Below are 19,787 nucleotides of genomic sequence, written 5' to 3' on the forward strand. Positions count from 1 at the left end.
GGGTTCACTGTGAATGTCAGACCCTCGCGCGATGATGTGCATATGGCAGATACGGCGGTTGAGGCAGAAGTGATGGAGAGTCTTCGGGCCTCCGTCGCCAGCCTTGACGCGCTGTTCCTGAAAGACGCGGACCTGGACCGGGCTGACCCTGACGGCGTGGCCTGTGAAGCGGTTGATGTGTTGGAGCGGAAGTCTGAGCTTCGGCTGCAGCGGCTAACGTTCTGGAAGCAGTTGGCAGCCCAAGTCGCTGCGGGTAAAGCCCGCGACGCCGCGGAGTTCGCCGAGTTCCAGGAGGCGATGACACCGCCGGACGCCACAGACTCGGAGCGGGCGTTCGTGGAGATGTCCACGACGGCGGAGATCACCGGAGTCCTGACGCTCAGCCCGGGCGCCGCGGCAGCATTCATCAGCCAGTCCCGAAAAGTCTGCGCGATGCCACCGGTCGCGGCCGCGCTGGCGGCGGGCTCGGTGTCGTGGCGGCACGCGGTGATCGTGGCCGACGAAACCGGCTGCCTCGCCCCCGAGGGTGCTGAGGCGTTGGTGGCGCATTTCTTCGACCCGGACGCCCCCAACCCGGCCCGGGGGTCCGCGCCCGGTGACCTCGTGGCGCACCTGTTCCGCAGGAAGGTCAGGACCTGGCGCGAACGCACCTACCCCGTTTCAGTTCAGGAACGGCACGTCAGGTGTGTGGCGGAGCGGCGGATGGAGTACCGCCCCGCCGCCGACGGGATGGCTTCGATTACCCTGGTCCTGCCCGGGGACACCGCCTGTGCCATCTGGAACAAGACCACAGCGACCGCCCGCGGCCTCCAAGGGCCGGGAGAGACCCGCACCCTCACCCAGCTGCGGCCGGACGTCGCGGCCGCGCTCCTGCTCGGCGCCCACACCGGAACCGCTGCCACAGGCCGATCCGTCGATGGCCAAGAACCCGGCGACGTAACCGGTACCCACGGGGTTACCTGGGCCGGTGAGGCCGGCACCAGCACTGGCACCAGGACTGGCACCGGCCCCTACGCCGTTGACCTCAGCACAATCCCCGCCCCGAAAGCCATCGTCCTGGTCACCGTCCCACTGTTCACCCTGCTGGGACGCACCGACGAACCAGCAGACCTGGACGGGTACGGCCCCATCCCGGCAGCGATGGCCCGCAAACTCGTCGCTGACGGGGCCACCTCGTTTTACCGGGTCCTCGTCGATCCGCGAGACGGTGCACCGTTGGAGATTGGCCGGACCAGTTACCGGTTGTCGGAGGCGATGAAACGCTGGATCAGGATGCGCGACGGACACTGCACCTTCCCCGGCTGCACCAACCCCAGCATGGACAACGACACCGACCACCTCACCGCCTGGCAACAGCACGGCACTACGGGAGTCAGTAACCTGGCTCAGCTCTGCCCGAAACATCACCGCCTCAAACACCACAGCGGCTGGACCCCCACTGTGGCTACCGAAACCGAACCACCCGGCTGGACCTCACCCACAGGCCGCCACTACCCAGCCCAACACCCCGACCCCCAACCACCACACTGGCCACCCGGACTGTCTGAAGTGCAGCAGGTGATTGGCTCCCTGGAACAACGGATCCTTGCCGGCATTGCGGTCTGCCCCGACTACCTCCTGGCCGACCCACCTGATGACGAATTACTGGACGCCGAATTCGCTTGCGAGGACCGTGTCGTCCCCGACGATCTTTCTCCGGATGATCCGCTCTGGGAGGCCTTCTACGCGGCACCCCTCGAGCTGCCCGCTGATCCGCAACAGGAACACTGGCTACACGAGCTCTCCCTCACCTGACCGGCAGGGCTGAAGGTGCGAGGAAACTACTGCTGCTCACGCTCCCGTGCCTACGAGGAACCCAGCCAATGAAACTAGCCACGTCGCATTCACCAGGTTGCTTCCACCCCGCTGACGTGGACTTGCTGAAATGGCGACACCCGCCGTCGGACCTTCCTCCCGAACGCCCGTCCCGATAGATTCGACAGCAAGATGACTAATTCAGAATCGCCGCAGCGTGCCACCGCCTACTGGACCACAGCCAAAGAACAGGGCGAACTCCGGTCCGAGGACTTGCCGGCTCCAAAACCGGGGGAGGCCGTGGTCCGCGCACTGTACTCCGGTATCAGCAGGGGCACCGAGATGGTGGTCCACCGCGGCGCGGTGCCACCCAGGGTTGCTGATGGGATGCGCGCCCCGCACCAGGAAGGCGACTTTCCCGGGCCGGTGAAGTTCGGCTACCTGTCGGTCGGCGTCGTGGAGGAAGGCCCGGACGAGTGGAAGGGACAGCGCGTTTTCTGCCTCAGCCCGCACCAGGACCGGTACGTCGTCCCGGTGCCCGCCCTCACAAGAATCCCGGACGGCGTTCCGTCACAGCGTGCCGTGCTCACAGGAACGGTGGAAACGGCCATCAATGCCCTGTGGGAGGCCGAACCGAAGCTGGGGGACCGCGTCGCCGTCGTCGGGGCCGGCCTGGTGGGCGGGATGGTGGCCACGCTGCTGCGCACCTTCCCTCTTCAGCGTCTTCAACTCGTTGACGTGGATCCGGGACGGAAGAAGCTGGCAGACACCATCGGCGTCGAGTTCACGAGCCCCGAGGACGCCCTGGACGACTGCGACATCGTGATCCACTGCTCCGCCTCCCAGGAAGGCCTCGAACGCAGCCTGCAGCTTGTGGGCGACGACGGTGACGTCATCGAGATGTCCTGGTACGCGGACCGCAAGGTGACCGTGCCCCTGGGGGAGGACTTCCACGCCCGGAGGCTTTCCATCAGGGCAAGCCAAGTGGGCATGGTGGCCCGCTCCCGCCGGCACCGCCGGACCAACGCTGACCGCCTTGACCTGGCCGTCTCACTGCTCACCGACCCCGTCTTCGACGCCTTCCTCACCGGACAGTCAGCCTTCGAGGACCTCCCCGAGGTGGTCCAGGGCCTATCCGATGGAAGTCTCCAAGCCCTCTGCCACGTCATCGAGTACCCGCAGGACGCCGCCCGCCAGGCTGAGGACCCGGCCTGAAAAGCCGACGCGTGGCTACACAACACCGGCCCACCGATTCACCACACCAGACCGAGCCACTAATTAGAGCCAGAGGTAATCCATGTTCAGCCTGACCGTCCGCCGCCACTTCATGATCGCCCACAGCCTGCCGCGTGAGGCGTTCGGACCTGCCCAGGGCCTGCACGGCGCAACGTTCGTCGCGGAGGTGGCGTTCCGCCGTCGTGCCCTGAATGACAACGCGATCGTCCTTGATATCGGCGCCGCCGGAACCGTCATCGAGGAAGTTCTCGACGGGTTGAATTACAGGAACCTGGACGAACACCCCGACTTCGAGGGCAAGCTCAGCACCACCGAGGCCCTCGCCCAGTACATTGCCCAGGCTGTGGCGGCGAAGATCAGCGATGACGACGACGGCCGCCACCTTGACGGGATCGACGTCACTCTTCGCGAGAATCCGGACGCCTGGGCAACGTTCTCGCTGGACCTCAAAGCCTGACCCATGCGCGTTGTGCGGCTGCTGGTCCCCGCCAACATTCGCCACAGCTCCGGCGGCAACGTTTACAACGCCCGCCTGGCAGAGGGAATGACGAGCCTGGGCTGGGAGGTGCGGGTACTCCCGGTCGAAGGGAACTGGCCACACGCTTCTGCCAAGGAACGACGCCAGCTGGGCAGCACCCTCGGTGCGTGGGAACCGCAGCCGGAACAGCAGCCAGCCTTGGTGCTGGTGGACGGGCTAGTCGCAGTGGGCGCCCCGGACGCGCTCGAATCCGCGGCCAAGGCGGGCCGGCAAACCTTCGTCCTGGTGCATATGCCCGTCCCGGAAACTTCCGGCCCGGAAGCGTTGCTGAAGGAAGCAAGGGCACTTCGTGCGGCGTCGGGTGTTATCTGCACCAGCAGTAGCGCAGCCGGAATCCTCAAGGCGCGCGGCCTTCCCAACGCCCGGGTCGCCCTTCCGGGAGCCGATCCGGCTCCGCCCGCCACAGGCTCGCGCCCTCCGCACCTCCTCGCCGTGGCGGCACTGCTGCCCAACAAGGACCAACTCCTCACCGTGGCAGCCCTCGCCGGGATCCAGAATTTGGAGTGGACGGTGTCGCTGGTCGGATCGGAGCAAGCAGACCCGGCCTACGCCCGGCAGGTGGAGGAAGCCATCGCCCGCTGCGGCCTGGCAGGAAGGGTGCAGCTAACGGGGGAGTTGGCGGGGGATGCGCTTGAGGCGGAATGGAACCGCGCAGACCTGAGCCTTCTTGTCTCGCGCGAAGAAGCCTTTGGCATGGTGGTCACCGAGTCGCTCGCCCGCGGTGTTCCTGTAGTGGTCCGGCAGGGGACCGGTGCGGTCGAAGCGCTGGACCTTGCCTCACTGAAGGATGCCGACGGCGGCACGCGCCTTCCGGGGGCGGCGCTTGCGCTGCCACGCGGGGGCGAAGCCGACGCAGCCGATCTCGGCTGGACCCTTCGGCAGTGGCTTGAGAACCGCGCATTGCAGCAGGACTGGCGCAGCCGGGCCCTGGAAGCGCGCGGCCTCCTGCCCGGCTGGGAGAAGACGGCCGGGAACGTCGTGCGTGCGCTGACCGGCGCCGGGTAGAGAACGAACAGGTTTCAAGGCCAAAGAAGGCTCCAGTCACCAGCCGAAGTGGTGGCGGCTACAACCGTGTCCGGTGATCCGCAAAGAAGTCCCGCAGCAGCACGGAGCTCTCGTCTTCCCGGATGCCGGGGTAGACCTCCACCCAGTGGTTGAGCCGCCGCTCGCGGAGGATGTCGAACACTGACCCAGCAGCGCCAGCCTTCTCGTCCCAGGCGCCGAAAACCACCCGGGGGATCCGGGCAAGGACAATGGCCCCGGCGCACATGGCGCAGGGTTCCAATGTGACCACCAGCGTGCAGTCGGACAGCCGCCACCCGTCGTCCGGGCCGCCGCCGAGCCGTGCCAGTTCCCGCAGCCGCTCAGCAGCCGTACGGATGGCCACTACCTCGGCATGGGCGGTGGGGTCCCCGAGCTCCTCCCGCTGGTTCCGCCCCGAACCCAGCACCTCGCCGTCGGGCCCCAGCACCACGGCGCCAATGGGAACATCGCCGGTAGCGAGCGCCGCGCGGGCCTCCGCCAGGGCGAGACCCATCCACTCGTCGTAACTGTTCGATGCGGAGACCATGGCTCAATGATAGTTTCGGGGGATAGTAAGCCTGCGTACTGAATGCCGGGGAGGCGCCGTGAGTACCGTTCGGGACCGCGTGGACCGTTGGATCAAACCGTATGCCGCCTTGTGGCTGACCATGGCCGTGGGCGGAACCCTGATCGTCGCCATGGCGCTCTTGGGCGCCGAAGTGTATTCGGACGTGGTGGATGACGAAGGCCTGGCGAGCCTTGATATCCCCGCCCTGGACTACGCCCAGTCACTGCGGAATCCCGGACTTGATGCCTTCGTCACGGGATTCACCAACATTGGCGGCGGCATCGGCATGCCCATCCTCGCCACGCTCCTCACCGCGTGGCTGACCTTCCTCAGCAGGTCGTGGCGCCCGCTCCTCCTGGTGGGCGGTGCAGCTGCGGTTTCCACCGCGGCCACCACCTTTGGTAAGCGGCTGGTGGGCCGGACCCGGCCGGACCACTCCGAAGCTGTTCCGCCATACGAAGACTCGCCGTCGTTTCCCAGTGGGCACACCCTCAACACCACAGTGGTGATCGGCGTGCTGGTGTACATCATTTGCCTGCAGTTCCAGGTCCTCAGCGTCCGCATCACAGCCATCACCGCGGGTACTGTCTTCATTATTTCCATGGGCCTGAGCAGGGTTTTCCTGGGCCACCACTGGTTGACAGATGTCATCGCCGGCTGGACGCTGGGCCTGGCCTGGGTCGGGTTCGTCATCCTGGCCCACCGGATGTTCCACCTGATCCGACGGAAGCAACATGCCGGGCCGGCGCCCACGTTTGAGCGTCCTGTGGTGCGCGATGTCGTAGCGGACGCCATGCACCACGACGGCGGCACGCACGGCCGCGGAACGGACCACGACGGCGGGACGCACCTCCGAGGGTAGGTTCACCGACGGCGGGACGCACCCGGGCGTGCGGGTCAGGCACCAGTAGCCCGGAACCAGGGACTCCGGCAGGGACAGCGCCGGATGATAGTTTTGAGCAATGCGCACTCTCGTTGTGGACCACCCGCTGGTCGCCCATAAGCTCACTGTTCTCCGGGATAAGAACACCCCTTCGCCCGTGTTCCGGCAGCTGACCGAAGAGCTGGTGACCCTGCTGGCGTACGAGGCCACGCGCGAGGTCCGCACCGAACCCGTCACTATCGAGACGCCGGTCAGCACCACTGTGGGCACGGCCTTCACCAAGCCCACGCCGTTGGTGGTCCCCATCCTGCGCGCCGGCCTCGGCATGCTGGAGGGTATGACCAAGCTGGTCCCTACTGCAGAAGTGGGTTTCCTGGGCATGGCCCGCGACGAGGAAACCCTGGACATCATCACCTACGCAGAGCGGCTGCCCGAGGACCTTACCGGCCGGCAGGTCTTCGTCCTGGACCCCATGCTTGCCACGGGCGGAACCCTGCGCGAGGCCATCAAGTTCCTGTTCAAGCGCGGGGCATCGGATGTCACGTGCATCTGCCTGCTGGCGGCTCCGGAGGGCCTGGCCAAGCTGGAGGAGGAACTGGGCGAAGCAAACGTGCACATCGTCCTTGCATCGATTGACGAGAAGCTGAACGAAAAGTCCTACATCGTTCCGGGCCTTGGGGACGCGGGTGATCGCCTGTACGGCATCGCCGGCTAACCGCATTGACCGGGCGGAAAGCCTTCCGCAATATGGGGTCCGGCCGTAGCCTGTGGCAATGGACTGGAAACTTGAACTCGTGTTTGTCCCCGTGTCCGATGTGGACCGCGCCAAGGATTTCTACGTTAACAAGGTTGGTTTCAACGCCGACTTCGACGAACGCCCATCGGAGTCCATCCGCTTCGTTCAGCTGACCCCGCCCGGTTCAGCATGTTCCATCTGTATCGGTGAAGGCCTCACGGACGCTCCTCCGGGTACAGGCTCCAACCTCCAGCTGGTGGTCAGCGACATCCAGGCCGCCCACGACCACCTGAAGAACAACGGCGTGGATGTCAGCGATGTGGACGTCCAGGACTGGGGTCATTTCGTGTACTTCGCAGACCCCGACGGCAACCGCTGGGCCGTCCAGTACATCCCGGGACGGTAACGGCACGTCCCGGCCCAATCCGCTCGATGGCCGGAAGCCATCCCAAAGCCTGCTGCCTAACGCACGGAAGAACTGCTGCCTCGCACGCATGGCTGTGGAGACGACGACGGCCGCCGCTGAACCGGGAAGGTTCGGCGGCGGCCGGTCGGAAGGGCCTCAGCCAGTGAGGGCTTTTAGTACCAGTTGTTGCCCAAGTGGAAGTTCAGGGCGCCACACGGCGACTGGTAACGCTCCTTGATGTAGTTCAGGCCCCAGTTGATCTGGGTGCGGTAGTTGGTCAGGTAGTCGGGGCCGGCGCTCGCCATCTTCTCGGCGGGCAGGGACTGGACGATGCCGTAGGCGCCGCTGCTGGCGTTGGTGGCGGTGGTGGTCCAGTCGGATTCCTTGGTCCACAGGGTGACCAGGCACTGCATCTGGTCCTGTGCCCACCCGTAGCTGGCCAGCTGGCCGGACGCGTATGCCTGTGCGCCCGCAGGATCGTTGACGGCAACGACGGGAGCAGGCTCGGGAGCGGGAGCAGGCTCCGGTGCGGGAGCAGGTGCCGGTTCCGGTGCGGGCGCTGCGGCCGGGGCAGGTTCTGCCGCGGGTGCGGGCGCCGGTGCCGCCTCCTGAGGCTGCACCTTGAGCTCGGCGGGCGCCGACGCAGCCGGGTTCGAGCGGATTTCACTCTTCTCGATGCTCATCTGGGAATCGGCGGCCGCGGGGGACTCGGAGCCGGCGGCAGCCACACGGGACATGGCGTCGGTGGCCTGGCCTGCGGCGCCCACGCCCACCAGCATCGCTGCGGACACTGCGAGGACCGCGGCGCGCTTGCCGAAGGAAGACTTCTTGCGGGTTTCAGGCTGCGCGCTGTGGCTCGGAGCCGATTTTGGGCGCGGTTTTACCGTGAATTTAGACATATTTGATTCGCCTCTCACACCTGCGGAGTTAGCTGTCGGGTTCGGATGAGGGCATCCGGCCGCACGGCAAATACACGTGCTGGCTTAACCCCAAGGGCAGTACTGCGTTGCCCGGGACGTGGGTCCCCCGCCTCTGCCTTAGTTCAAGCGAAATCCGGGAAGTGGCAGAGCTTGGCGTCATCCGGATATGCGGCCCGAACGGGAACCGCACCATATCGACGGTACAGGAGAGCGGCGCTTAAGTCACATTTAGGTAACAGACGTCACGACGACGGCGCGTCGCCTTGGCAAATTCAGGCTACGGTCGGCAGGCGCAGCGCGAACTCCGTCATCCCGGGCCGTGATGTGACCGTTACCCGGCCGCCGTGGGCTTCCACGATGGACTGGACGATGGACAGGCCCAGCCCGCTGGTGCCCTCGGCAACGGCCGCGCCGGCCTGGTCGCCGCTGCCCTTGCGGGCCGCGTCTGCGCGGGCGAAGCGTGAAAAGACCTGGTCCACGAAGTCCGCCGGGATGCCTCCGCCGTCGTCCGTGACCGTCACGATGGCCGCGCCATCCGGAGCCGTGCCGACGCCGGCCACCACGGTGGTTCCGGCAGGGGTGTGTTTCCGGGCGTTGGACAGCAGGTTCATCAGTACCTGCCGCAGCTGCGCGCCGTCCCCGTTGACCAGCACCGGCTCCGCGGGAAGATCGAGCCGCCAGGTGTGGCTGGGGGCCATGACCTTTTCGTCGCTGACGCTTTCCACCACCAGCTGCGTCAGGTCCACCTCGGCCAGCTTGAGCGGCTGGCCCTCATCCAGCCGCGCCAGGAGCAGCAGGTCCTCCACCAGTGCCGTCATCCGCTCGGACTGGCTCTGGACCCGGGCCAGCGATTTCTGGCCGTCGGGAGTGAAGTCCTCCGTCATCCGCATCAGCTCGGTGTAGCCGCGGATGGCGGTCAGTGGGGTACGGAGCTCATGCGAGGCGTCAGCCACGAACTGGCGCACCTTCGTTTCGCTCTTCTGCCGGGCTTCCAAGGCGCTGGCCACGTTGTCCAGCATGAGGTTCAATGCATGCCCCACACTTCCCACTTCGGTGCCCGGGTTGGAGTTCGACGGCGGCACGCGGACGGCGAGCGCCACCTCGCCGGCGTCCAGGGGCAGTTCAGACACCCGGGTGGCAACCTCCGAGAGCTGTTCCAGGGGTTTCATGGTGCGGCGGATCAGCACCGTTCCCACCAGTCCGACCAGCAGCAGTCCGCCCAGCGAGACGAACACGAAGGTCCACACGAAGGACCTGAGGGTACTTTCCTTGGCGGCCAGGGGGAGCCCCGTGACCAGGGTGTCACCGGAGCTTGTCTGGACCGCGATCAGCCGATAATCACCGCTGGACATGGAACGGTCCACGGGCCGGGAGTTGGCATCGAGCGCAAGGAGCGTTTCCTTGTCCTCCGTGGACAGGGGCTGGCGGGTGGTGTCCGAGGCGAGGAAGCCGCCTGAACTCACCTGGCCGCTGCGGATGCTCGCGTTGACGGTGCCGATTCTTTGGCCCCGGGCGTCCAGGGGGTCCCGTCCGTTGAAGCCGCCAAAGGGCGGGCGGCCAGGGTTGTCGGCAAGGTTGGCGGCCTGGCTGAGCTGGTCGTCAAGCTGCCGGGTCAGGAAGGCGTCCATCGATGCGTAGCTCACGATGCCAACGGCACCGCAGATGGCGATGAGCAGGGCCATGGCCAGGGCGATCAGGCGGGTACGCAGGTGCCAGGTTGCCGGCCTGAGCCAACTCCGGGTGTAGGGAGCTTCTGTAGAGGCCATGGCGAGCTACTCCGCCGGCTTGATGACGTAACCGGCCCCGCGGACGGTGTGGATCATGGGCGGATGGACGGCGTCGATCTTCTTACGCAGGTAAGAGATATAAAGCTCGACGATATTGGCCTGGCCGCCGAAGTCGTAGTCCCACACCCGGTCAAGGATCTGCGCCTTGCTGATGACCCGCTTGGGGTTTTCCATGAGGTAGCGGAGCAGCTCAAACTGGGTGGCCGTCAGCTGCACGTCATCCCCGGCGCGGGTGACTTCCCGGGTGTCGACGTTGAGCACCAGGTCGCCAACCACCAGTTCGGCAGTGTCCATGGCTGCGACGCCTGAGCGCTGGACCAGCCGGTGCAGGCGGAGGATGACTTCCTCCATGCTGAACGGTTTGGTGACATAGTCGTCACCGCCGGCGGCCAGGCCGACGATGCGGTCCTGGACTGCGTCTTTAGCGGTCAGGAAGAGTGCTGGCACCTCCGGCGCGAAGGCGCGGATCCTGCCCAGCAGCTCTACACCGTCGAACCCTGGAAGCATCACGTCCAGCACCAGTACGTCGGGGCGGAAGTCCTTGGCCAGCTTCACTGCCTCGGGCCCGTCCGCTGCCACTGCCACGGACCACCCCGCCATCCGCAGGCCCATGCTCATCAGTTCGGAAAGGCTGGGTTCGTCGTCCACCACCAGGGCGCGGATGGGGGAGCCGTCCGGGTGGGAGAGCTTGGGGAGGTTGTTGGTCATGGAGTGCGAGGTGGCCATGGGACAACTCTCCGATCCTTCGATATAGGCGGGCTTTGGGCTTCCTGTGCCCCAGCTGTGAATCCCAGCCTAGCCAGCTGGGCGTTGCAGCGGGTATGGCAGGGTCGGCGCCATAGTCCGAATGTCACAGTCAGCACTGCCCGCCGCGCAGCCCGGGCCCAGGAAGGCGGCTGACGCTGATGGAACAGCAGCAGCGGCGACCGCCAGGTTCCGTTCCCGAGGAGCAATCAATGGACCAGCAGAACAGCCGTGCCGTCCCGGACGAACCGGCCCAGGGCTGACAGCCGCATCAGGCCGGCGCCGCTGCCGAGGGACAGGGGCGCCCGCAAAGCCAGTGGGAAGTCTTTGCCGGCAATCCCGACAGCCCGCAGGCACCTTCCGGTTGGGAACCTCCCCGCATCACGGAGAGCCAACCGTCCCGGGATTGGGCCGTTCCCTGGAGCGGCCAGCCCGCTGGATGGGGGGAGTACGACGGCTACCAAGGATGGTGGCGGTGCGGGCGGGACCATCGGGCAGGCGGGCCCGGCGGGCGGTTCGCACCCGGTGGCCAGTCCGGAATGACTGCCCCGGACGGCACTGGCGGCATGAACGGCGGAGCGTCCGCGTTACCGCGCTCATGTCCTCGGACAGCTACACGGCCCAGACCATACTGCTTGCGACGGCGTCCGGTACGGCAGCAGCTCCGGGTGCGGGGACAACCATCACCTGACCGGCCGGCGCCATTTGAGACGCCGCGGTGGTGGCTTCGTTCAGGTAGTCCGGACCTGAAAAGAGCGCTAGCAGCCAGCAAGGAATTGGACAGTGAGGACCCTCCGGTGGGTGGATTCTATGTCAAGCGATTGAAATTCAGACTGATTCGATAAATTGCGCATCCATCGAAGTTAGTTCGGGGAAAGGGTGATTCGGAGGATCATTTTCGGATAACGAACGTTATTATTTGACCTTCCCAGAATCGTGATCTGTCGCACATTTCGCCGATTCGTCTCACGATGCGGACGATTCTGCCCATTGTTACTTGCAAGTTGCCATTGTTACGCTGCACACTTCCAATGTGAACAAGAACTCAACAGCACCTGCAGCCGCAGAATATTGGCCCAGCACATCAGCTGCTGCCGACATGCGCTGTTGTCGAATGCACGCCTGACCTTCTACACCCTTCGAAGTTCTTAGGCATTCGCCCCCAGCCCAGCGTCGGGCGCCCCTCCCCATTCGCAGTGCGGGAAACCCAGCATTCGAGTGCCGCTATGGCGGCCATTCACATTGAGGTAAGCATTCCATGTCAGTTGCATCCGGATACGTCCACATCTCCGTCCGTAACGCCGCCAAGGCAGGCCAGCCGTCGGGCCTCCGCCCCGGTTTCGGCCCCCGCCCCTCGCTTGCTCCGACGCCCGGAAACAGCTTCCCGGCTCAGGGCTACGCACCGCAGGGCTACAACCCCAACTCCTACGGCCAGCTCCGCGCTGTGCAGCCCACGGAGACCGCGGCCCCCATCACCGCCCCCACCCCTGTGGTGGCCGGGTCCAACGCCGTCCGGCCGGTTCCGAATGAGAACGTGGCCCGCGGGTTTGTTCTCTACATGGGTATTGATGAGGAAACCGCTGCAGCTGCCGGCACCTCCATTGCCAAGCTTGCCCAGGAAATCCGCGCCTACGCCCAGTCCCTGGTGACCGGCGCCGAAAGCTACGCCGCCGTGGCCGTTGCCCCCGCCGGCACCCCCGGTTCCGCGCTCGACGTCGTCCGTTCCACCTTCGGCGACCCCACCGTCAACGCCCGGCAGCGCACCGAGGCACCCCGGCCCCAGCAGCCGCAGGAGCCCCGCCCCTCCGGCGTCCTGATCGACCTCGCCCGCCGCGAAGTCCACCTCGACGGGGAATCCCTCAACCTGACCTTCAAGGAGTTCGAACTCCTGAACTACCTGGTGGAAAACGGCACCCGCACCGTCGGCCGCGACGAACTGCTCGAGGGCCTGTGGCGCAATGCCGAAGAGGTCCCCAACGAGCGCACCATCGACGTCCACATCCGCCGCCTGCGCTCCAAGCTCGGCCGCCTGGCCAACACCGTCCGCACGGTCCGCGGACAGGGCTACCGTTTCTACGAGCACCCCGAGGTCGTCGTCTGGGCCGCTCCGGAATACTCGATCTAGGCTCAGCCTCCGCCCTAAGGCGGCACTACGCAGAAAGCCGTTTGGCGCGTCCTGAGTCCCCAATCATTGGCCTCCGCGGCTGGTGGGACTCGCATCACGGGGGCACGTTTTCGCCGCTCTTTGTTCTGCTGGCTCCCGGTATTCCGCTGATTCCCTTCTTGCCTGCCCCTTAAAGCGTGCTTGGCGTGACGCTTCTTCGGCTGCCCCTCCTGCCTTTGCTTGCAGTTGCTGGCGATAGGCTTGGCCCATGAGTGAGCACCATCTTCGCCGGCTTGTGATCATGCGGCACTCCAAGGCCGACTGGCCCGGCGGGGTTGCCGACCAGGAGCGGCCCCTCGAGGAGCGCGGCCACCGGGAGGCGCCGCTGGCTGGGAAGTGGCTGCTCAAGCACAACATCGTCCCTGACTTCATCCTGTGCTCGAGTGCCCTGCGTACCCGCCAGACCTGCACCTGGGTGTGCTCGGAGCTGGGGGACAAAGCCCCTACGCCCAAGCTCGAGGACGGGCTGTATGCCGCCTCGGCCCTGCGCATGCTTGCCGTGGTCAACCACGTTCCGGACACCGTGACCACGCTGATGCTGATCTCGCACCTGCCGGGCGTCCAGGATTTGGCGATGCACCTGGCTTCCCGGGACTCCGACCACGACGCCTATATGGACGCCGCCACCCGGTATCCCACCAGCGCCCTGACGGTCCTGGAAACCGAAAAGTCGTGGGCCGAGCTGGACGGGCAGGACGCCCGCATCACCAGGTTCAAGGTTCCCCGGGCCCATTAGCAGCGATCTCGCGCAGCAGTTCTGACACGTAGCGGATGCCGGGGCTGGCCGTCATGGTCCTTCGGTGGACAATGCCCACCTGCCGCGCCTGGACGGGGTCCGTGACGGGCACGGCAATTACGTCTTCTGGCAACGCGGGACGGCCCAGCCGCGGAACCAGGGCCACCACCGCGGCCTGCTCCACGAGGGCGATGTGGGTGGCGAAATCGGGGTCGTAAACCTTGATGTCGGGAACCCGCCCAAGATCGGCGAAGATCCTCAGCAGGGCTTCGTTGCAGATGGCCCCATGCGGGGTGCTGATCCACTGCTCGTCCACCAGGTCCGCCGGTGTGACGCCGGAGTGCCCTGCCAGCGGATGGCTGCTGTGCACCAGGACGTCGGCGATGTCCTCGCACAGCCACTCCAGAGACAGATGCTCGGGAATCACCAGAGGCACAGAATTCCAGTTGTGCACCAGGCCCAGGTCCGCCTCGCCGTTAGCCACGCGGGCCACTGCCTCGCGGGGGTCCTCGGCCAGGACGCTGACGTCCAGGTCGCTTTCGGCCTTGGCCAGCCTGCCCAGCAGCGGACCTGCCAGCCCGCGGCATGCCGTGGAAAATGCCACCACCCGCAGCTGCCCGCTGGGTTTGGCCGGATCGGTCAGCAGGGTCGACTGGAGTTCTTCGAGTTCGGCCAGGATGCGTCGCCCATAGGCCGCCAGCGCTACGCCACGTTCAGTGAGCAGCACGCCCCGTCCCCGGCGTTCCAGCACGGCGAAGCCTGCTTCCTTCTCCAGCTTCTTGACCTGCTGGGAGACGGCCGAGGGGCTGAACCCCATGGCTTCGGAGGCGGCAATGACGGACCGGTACTGTTCAATCGCGGCCAAGGCCCGGAGCGACCCGATATCAATCATGAAGCAAAAGTACACGATCACCCGCGCAAATAAACGCTGGTGCTTCATTGGCTGTTCTGCCACTCTGAGGGGGTGAACCTCCGCAACTCCCTCCTCGCCGTCCTGGTAGCCATTCTGTGGGGCCTGAATTTCGTGGCCATCGACATCGGGCTGCACCCCGGGGGAGGGGACGTCCCGCCGCTCCTGTTCGTGGCGATGCGCTTCGTCCTGGTGGTGGTCCCGTGGATCTTCTTCGTCCGCAAACCGGATGTCAGCTGGAAGGCGATCATCGGCGTCGGCCTCTTCATGAGTGCCGGGCAGTTTGGGCTCCTGTACCTGGCCATGGCGCTGGGAATGCCGGCAGGGCTCGCTTCTTTGGTCCTGCAGGCGCAGGTGCTCCTGACGGTCCTGCTGGCCGCCGTCCTCCTCGGTGAACGGCCCGGACCCCGCCAGCTTGCCGGGGTGGTGCTCGGCGTGGCGGGGCTGGCCGTCGTCGCCGTGGGCCGCAGTGCCGTGGCACCCCTGCTGCCCTTCCTCATCGTCCTCGCAGCCGCACTGTCCTGGGCCGCCGGGAACGTCATTGCCCGGAAGGCGCGGGCGGCCTCGGGGCTGGGCCTGGTGGTGTGGTCCGGCGCTGTAGTGCCGCTGCCCCTGTTCGCCTTGTCGCTGGTGGTGGACGGCCCCGGCGCGGTGCTGGGGACGCTAGCGCACCTGCAGGCGCCCACAATGCTGAGCGCGCTGTACACTGCCGTGTTCGCCTCCCTGGTGGGCTACGGAATCTGGAACCGGCTGCTGGCCAGCCACCCGTCGTCGGCCGTTGTTCCCTTCACCCTGCTGGTCCCGGTGGTGGGCATGGGCACGGCCTGGCTGGTCCTCGCAGAAATTCCCACGCCAACGGAAATTGCGGGCGGCCTGCTGCTCCTTGCGGGCGTGGCGACGGCGGTGGTGACGTTCAGAAGCGGGCCGCCTCAGCGGCCAGTGATTGAGCCGTTGCCGGATTTCGGCGACGGGCGGCGGGCGGGCGTGGACGGCAACCTGGCCGGCGGCCGGGTCCCCGGGGCGCGCTGAGCCGCCGAGCGCTGCGGTCCTGACCTCTGCACGCCCGAACCCTGCGCGCCGGGCCTCTGCACGCCCGGACGCTGCACGGGGTTCGGTGCAGATCCCCGGCCGGTGGGCCGTCCGGCAGCCACCGGCCTGCGTCGCGCCGTCGCAGGCTTGCGCCCTGTGCCAGCACGACGGCGGGACGGCCACGCGGCGCCCAGGAAGAGGACCGCGAGGGTCCCCGCAGCGGCGGCAGCGGCCACCATGAAGTAGTTGTCCGGATCGTTCGTGGGCAGCGGGGTGCCGATGAAGGATGACTCGCCGTCGAACGCCAGCTCCCAGGTGCTCAGGAATGCGAGCGAGCACGCGATGGTGATGCTGGTACCCGCACCCGTTGCCAGGAGGGCCAGGTGCCGCCGCCGGACCAGCAGCTCCGCGACGGCGGCCACATAGGCCAGCGCCAGGACGCCGAGGAACGCCAGGAACACCGGCTCAGCGAGCGTCATTCCGGTCAGGACCAGCAGCCCGGCCGCGACGATGCCGCAAATGACCGCAAACTTTCCACTGTTGCCCATGTGACGCATGTGCTCCATCATCCCCGAGGGTGCGCATCCTTCAGGACGTAGCCGCGCATGATGGCCATGATTGCTGCAACGCTTTGGTCACGGGTGCGTTCGGGGTTGTAGGTCTGCCGGTCCAGGCCCACCACGAAGCAGGCGCCGAAGATGGCCGTTTCAAGGCTCCCGCGGGGTACGGACTCGTCCACCGGGTAGGCCTTCGCCACGTTGTCCACGGCCTGCCCCACCACCTCCAGCAGCTCTCCGCGAAGCACCGCGAAGGTGCCCTGCCACTCGCTGGGGATGCGCCAGTTCTCGCTCACCCACAACCGGGCGAAGGACGGGTACTCGGCCATGAAATCCATGGCCTGCCCGATCATCGCCTCCATGGCCACCAGGGGATCCCCGGCCCAAACGGAGGGATCCCCGTCCGAACCAGTGGAACTCCCGGCTTCGGCACCGCCGGCCTTATTGGCCTTGCGCGGGCGTCCGGAACGTGGGTTCCCGGCGTCGGCGGCTCCCAGCAGCCTGGCCTTCAGGATGTCCACACCATGCCTCAGCAGCTGGGCGATCAGTTCAGACTTGCTGCCGAAGTTGTAGTAGACGGTACCTTTCGAAACCCCTGCGGCCGCGGCGATTTCGTCCACCGTCACGTTTGCGGCCCCGCGCTCGCCGATCAGTGCCATGGAGGCGTCGAACAGCTTCTGCCGGGTGGCCGTGGTCCTGGCCGGCCGCCGTGCCTTCGCAACGTCCAAGGGGTGGGTGCCCATTTCCGCCGTTTCCAGGACGGCAGCTGCTGCTGCCCCGTCTGTCGCTGCCCCGGCTGCCGAGGCAGCGACCGTATCCTCCGGGTCCTTGCTCATACGGCAATCTCCGGCTTGAGCGTCTTCAGGGTCCAGTACTTGTTCTTGCGCACTGCCAGCGTGGACATCACGGTACCCAGCAGGGTGTAGCCCAGCAGCCCGGCCACGGTGGGCAGGATCATGGACAGGTCCGCCCCGTAGATCAGGTGCCTCATTCCGGTCACCACGTATCCCATGGGAAGGATCTCGTGCACCACATGCAGGGGCTGTGGCGTGGTTTGCCAGGGGAAGGTGCCTCCCGAGGACACGAGCTGGAGCACCAGCAGGATGAGCACCACCAGCTTGCCGGGGGAGCCCAGCAGCGCAACGATCCCCTGGATCAGGGCGCTGAACGCCATGGCCGCGGCCAGCATGAACAGCCACATCATCACCGGATGAGCGGGGTTCAGGCCCAGGGCGACGTTCACCACCAGGGTCAGCAGGGACGCCTGCACAACGGATACAGCCAGGAAGGGGAGCCAGCCGCCCAGGGCGATCTTCCAGGACGGGGCGTTGGAGGCCAGCGCCCGCTGGGTGATGGGGCGCATCGCCTGCACCAGCATGAAAATGCCGATCCACAGGGCCAGCGTGAGGAAGAACGGTGCCAGCCCGGCGCCGTAGGAGTTGGCCTTGGCCTGCGAAACGTTGCTGACCGCAACCGGATCCGCCATGACCCTGGACAGGTTGTCCTTCTGGGCGTCGTCGGGGTTGGGAACCTGCCCCGCACCCTTGCCGATCTCGTCGGCCAGCGTGCGTGAACCGTCCGCTGCCGTGCCGGCACCGTCGGCCAGCTGGGCAGCGCCGGAATCGAGCTTCTGGGCCCCCGCGGCCAGGCTGGAGGTACCGTCCAGCGCTGCCTGCTCGCCCGTGGCCAGCGTGGCGGCACCGGTATGGAGCTGATCGGCGCCGCTGGAGGCCTGCCGGATGGCATCCTTCAGGGCGGGCGTCGCGGCGGCCAGCTGCGCGGCGCCCACACTCACGGCCTCAGAGCCGTCGGCGAGCTGCTGGATCTGGGCCGCGTCCGACTGCAGCTTCGCCTTGGCGGCGGCCACCGGGCTGGACGTCGCCGCGGCATCGAAGTCTGCAAGGATGGCGTTGGCCTGCTCCTGCGTCAGGGTGCCCGAGGCCACCAGCCTGCTGTTCGACTCCACTACCCGTGCCCGCAGCCCCCGGTCCGCCGCCTCCAGCTGCGTTGCCACGTCCTGGACCTTGGTGTTGAGCTGGGCATTCCCGGCGGCCACCTGCGCCGCGCCGGACGCAAGCGTCTGCGAGTCGGTGGGGAGCGACCCGGTCTTATCCTTCAACACCGACAGCCCGCTGCTCAGCTGGCCGGCGCCGTCGGTGAGCTGGTTGGCCCCGTCCCGGAGCTTCAGCTGCCCCGCCTGGAGCTGGGAGGCTCCGTTGCTCAGATCCGTGGTTCCCTGATGCAGCGTCACGGTGCCGTCGCGGAGGGAGGCGACGCCGTCCGCCAGCTGCCCCGCGCCGTCGGCCGCTTTCACCATTTGCGTGTGGATGGTTCCAAAGCCGGTGAGCAGCTGGTTCGCGGTTTCCTCACCCACCACGGTGGCCACCGTGGTGTGAACCGCAGTGGTCAGCTTGTCCACGATGGTGCTGAGGAGGTAGTTGTTCGCATCGTTGGTGGTGACGTTGAGCATCGCTTGGCTCGCGGAATCGAAGCTGCCAGGGGACGCCAGGTTGGCGGAGAAGTCCTTGGGGATCTTCAGGGCAAAGGCATACTGGCCGCTGCTGACGCCCTCATCCGCTGCCGCGGAGCTCTCCACCGGGATCCAGTGGAAGACATTGCCCTCCACCAGGCTGTCCGCCACCTTCGACCCGGCCTCCAGGCGGGTACCGTCGCTGCTGCCGGCCCCCGTATCCTCCACCACCAGGGCGGCATCGAGGTTGTTCAGGTGGCCGTAGGGGTTCCAGTTGGCGTACAGGTAGACGGCCCCGTACAGGAGGGGGACCATGGTCAGCGCCAGGATGGTCAGCTTGGGCAACAGCCCGCCGGTCATGCGCTTGAGTTCGGAGCGGGCCAGCCGGATGACTGTCACTTGGCAACCTCGGTTTCGAGTTCATCGGTCCGGACATGCTGCCCGGTGTGTGCAGGGGTGGCCCGGCTTTCATGGCCGTGGGTACCCACGTTGAGGGCTTCGTCTTCGTCCGGATGCTTCGGCATCGCGTCGTCACGGGACGCAGCTTCGTGCCGGGCGGTCTGCCCGCCATCGATCGGCTCGCCAGTTTCCGTCACGGGCACGTTTGCCACGGCATCGTTGCCCACGACGGCGGACGGGCCGTCCCACGACGGCGGGAGGGCGCGCACGGTGGCGATGACCGCGAGCGGCCTTCCGGCGTCGGACGCCAATGCCTGCAGGCGGGGCAGCCAGGCGGCGTTGTCCGCGCTGTGCCTGTCCGGAGAGTCCACCACGAGCAGGTCGGTGTGCGGGTTGGCCAGCGCCAGGGCGGTCAGAAGCTCCAGCCGCCGGGCGGGGTCCAGCTGTTCGGTCCAGAGGCCCGCGATGTCCTCGAAGCGGTTCACTTTGAGCCACGGGCCGCTGAGCAGCGCACCGCGGTAGCGGCGCGGCACCAGGGCAAGGTCCTCCGTCACGAGGTCGCGCACGCTCAGGTGTTCCTCCGGCTCGTTCACGCCGGGGGAGTCCACCAGGGCACTGGCCAGCCGCAGCTGCCGGGTGCGCTGCTGCCCGTCCCAGGCGACAGAGCCGCCCGTGGATTTCATCCGCCCGCTAAGGGCAAGGGCAAGGGCCGTGCGCTGGTCCTGGCGGTCACCGGCCACCAGCAGGAGCTGTCCCCGCTCCACGGCAACCGTGGTGGGAGGGAGCAGGGGATCGCGGCGGCCTTTGACGGAAAGCTGGCGTGCTGAGAGCAAGAGGGGCCTTTCACAGAAAGTGTCTGCTCCAAGACTAACCAAACTGACCGGTCA

19 protein-coding genes and 1 riboswitch are annotated in these 19,787 nt (G+C 66.7%); of the genes, 10 read left to right on the forward strand and 9 right to left on the reverse strand.

Features of this window, described 5'->3' with window-relative positions; genetic code table 11:
• Positions 1-72: 72 nt before the first annotated feature.
• The 4 genes from ACP3TD_RS04550 (at position 73) to ACP3TD_RS04565 (ending at position 4,573) form a co-directional block, all read left to right on the forward strand.
• Complete coding sequence (locus ACP3TD_RS04550) at positions 73-1,794, forward strand: DUF222 domain-containing protein (RefSeq protein WP_426765756.1); 1,722 nt, start codon at positions 73-75, stop codon at positions 1,792-1,794.
• 192 nt (positions 1,795-1,986) lie between these two features.
• Entirely contained in the window at positions 1,987-3,009 is a 1,023-nt protein-coding gene (locus tag ACP3TD_RS04555; protein ID WP_426765757.1) for a zinc-dependent alcohol dehydrogenase, read from the forward strand.
• Positions 3,010-3,091: 82 nt separating this feature from the next.
• Complete coding sequence (locus ACP3TD_RS04560; RefSeq protein WP_426765758.1) at positions 3,092-3,487, forward strand: 6-pyruvoyl trahydropterin synthase family protein; 396 nt, start codon at positions 3,092-3,094, stop codon at positions 3,485-3,487.
• A 3-nt stretch (positions 3,488-3,490) separates the two neighbouring features.
• Positions 3,491-4,573, forward strand: a complete 1,083-nt coding sequence (locus tag ACP3TD_RS04565; protein WP_426765759.1) for a glycosyltransferase family 4 protein — start codon at positions 3,491-3,493, stop codon at positions 4,571-4,573.
• Positions 4,574-4,631: 58 nt separating this feature from the next.
• Here the strand turns inward: ACP3TD_RS04565 and ACP3TD_RS04570 are convergent, their stop codons facing one another.
• Positions 4,632-5,138, reverse strand: coding sequence for a nucleoside deaminase (locus tag ACP3TD_RS04570; RefSeq protein WP_426765760.1), 507 nt, complete (start codon positions 5,136-5,138; stop codon positions 4,632-4,634).
• Positions 5,139-5,196: 58 nt separating this feature from the next.
• On the opposite strand from ACP3TD_RS04570, the gene ACP3TD_RS04575 reads away from it, so the two are divergent.
• The 3 genes from ACP3TD_RS04575 to ACP3TD_RS04585 all read left to right on the forward strand — a co-directional run bounded on the left by ACP3TD_RS04575 (position 5,197) and on the right by ACP3TD_RS04585 (position 7,184).
• On the forward strand, positions 5,197-6,021 hold the full coding sequence (locus ACP3TD_RS04575) for a phosphatase PAP2 family protein (protein ID WP_426765761.1): 825 nt from the start codon (positions 5,197-5,199) through the stop codon (positions 6,019-6,021).
• Between the two features lie 100 nt (positions 6,022-6,121).
• Complete coding sequence (gene upp, locus ACP3TD_RS04580; protein ID WP_056076631.1) at positions 6,122-6,757, forward strand: uracil phosphoribosyltransferase; 636 nt, start codon at positions 6,122-6,124, stop codon at positions 6,755-6,757.
• A gap of 58 nt (positions 6,758-6,815) precedes the next feature.
• Positions 6,816-7,184: a glyoxalase superfamily protein gene (locus ACP3TD_RS04585; RefSeq protein WP_377201835.1), complete on the forward strand. Its 369-nt coding sequence runs from the start codon at positions 6,816-6,818 to the stop codon at positions 7,182-7,184.
• Positions 7,185-7,357: 173 nt separating this feature from the next.
• On the opposite strand, the gene ACP3TD_RS04590 is transcribed toward ACP3TD_RS04585, so the two are convergent.
• The 3 genes from ACP3TD_RS04590 to ACP3TD_RS04600 form a co-directional block, all read right to left on the reverse strand.
• Positions 7,358-8,083, reverse strand: a complete 726-nt coding sequence (locus ACP3TD_RS04590; protein ID WP_426765762.1) for a hypothetical protein — start codon at positions 8,081-8,083, stop codon at positions 7,358-7,360.
• A gap of 3 nt (positions 8,084-8,086) precedes the next feature.
• A riboswitch (cyclic di-AMP (ydaO/yuaA leader) is annotated at positions 8,087-8,243 on the reverse strand.
• 133 nt (positions 8,244-8,376) lie between these two features.
• Positions 8,377-9,870 carry a HAMP domain-containing sensor histidine kinase gene (locus ACP3TD_RS04595; protein WP_426765763.1) on the reverse strand — a complete coding sequence of 498 codons (1,494 nt, stop codon included), beginning with the start codon at positions 9,868-9,870 and terminating at the stop codon, positions 8,377-8,379.
• Between the two features lie 6 nt (positions 9,871-9,876).
• The gene (locus ACP3TD_RS04600; protein ID WP_056076624.1) at positions 9,877-10,617 is read right to left on the reverse strand and encodes a response regulator transcription factor; all 741 of its coding nucleotides are present in this window, start codon (positions 10,615-10,617) and stop codon (positions 9,877-9,879) included.
• Between the two features lie 1,276 nt (positions 10,618-11,893).
• Between ACP3TD_RS04600 and ACP3TD_RS04605 the strand changes: the two genes are divergently transcribed.
• Together ACP3TD_RS04605 and ACP3TD_RS04610 are read left to right on the forward strand one after the other, a co-directional pair.
• Positions 11,894-12,760, forward strand: a complete 867-nt coding sequence (locus ACP3TD_RS04605) for a winged helix-turn-helix domain-containing protein (RefSeq protein WP_426765764.1) — start codon at positions 11,894-11,896, stop codon at positions 12,758-12,760.
• Between the two features lie 247 nt (positions 12,761-13,007).
• The gene (locus tag ACP3TD_RS04610; protein ID WP_426765765.1) at positions 13,008-13,535 is read left to right on the forward strand and encodes a SixA phosphatase family protein; all 528 of its coding nucleotides are present in this window, start codon (positions 13,008-13,010) and stop codon (positions 13,533-13,535) included.
• On the opposite strand, the gene ACP3TD_RS04615 is transcribed toward ACP3TD_RS04610, so the two are convergent.
• Positions 13,513-14,427: a LysR family transcriptional regulator gene (locus ACP3TD_RS04615; RefSeq protein WP_426765766.1), complete on the reverse strand. Its 915-nt coding sequence runs from the start codon at positions 14,425-14,427 to the stop codon at positions 13,513-13,515. The two genes, ACP3TD_RS04610 and ACP3TD_RS04615, sit on opposite strands and share 23 nt — an antisense overlap.
• Positions 14,428-14,499: 72 nt before the next feature.
• On the opposite strand from ACP3TD_RS04615, the gene ACP3TD_RS04620 reads away from it, so the two are divergent.
• Positions 14,500-15,474: an EamA family transporter gene (locus ACP3TD_RS04620; RefSeq protein WP_426765767.1), complete on the forward strand. Its 975-nt coding sequence runs from the start codon at positions 14,500-14,502 to the stop codon at positions 15,472-15,474.
• Here the strand turns inward: ACP3TD_RS04620 and ACP3TD_RS04625 are convergent.
• The 4 genes from ACP3TD_RS04625 to ACP3TD_RS04640 all read right to left on the reverse strand — a co-directional run bounded on the left by ACP3TD_RS04625 (position 15,375) and on the right by ACP3TD_RS04640 (position 19,733).
• Entirely contained in the window at positions 15,375-16,022 is a 648-nt protein-coding gene (locus tag ACP3TD_RS04625; protein ID WP_426765768.1) for a hypothetical protein, read from the reverse strand. The two genes, ACP3TD_RS04620 and ACP3TD_RS04625, sit on opposite strands and share 100 nt — an antisense overlap.
• Positions 16,023-16,039: 17 nt before the next feature.
• Positions 16,040-16,774, reverse strand: a complete 735-nt coding sequence (locus ACP3TD_RS04630) for a TetR/AcrR family transcriptional regulator (RefSeq protein WP_426767130.1) — start codon at positions 16,772-16,774, stop codon at positions 16,040-16,042.
• Between the two features lie 89 nt (positions 16,775-16,863).
• A complete protein-coding gene (locus ACP3TD_RS04635) occupies positions 16,864-18,900 on the reverse strand; it encodes a YhgE/Pip family protein (protein ID WP_426765769.1) in 2,037 nt (678 codons plus the stop codon).
• Positions 18,897-19,733, reverse strand: a complete 837-nt coding sequence (locus ACP3TD_RS04640; RefSeq protein WP_426765770.1) for an ABC transporter ATP-binding protein — start codon at positions 19,731-19,733, stop codon at positions 18,897-18,899. Before ACP3TD_RS04640 ends, ACP3TD_RS04635 begins: the two co-directional genes overlap by 4 nt.
• Between the last annotated feature and the right edge of the window lie 54 nt (positions 19,734-19,787).

It is taken from the genome of Pseudarthrobacter sp. 1G09 (assembly GCF_050038305.1).
In the GTDB taxonomy this organism is placed as follows: domain Bacteria; phylum Actinomycetota; class Actinomycetes; order Actinomycetales; family Micrococcaceae; genus Arthrobacter; species Arthrobacter equi.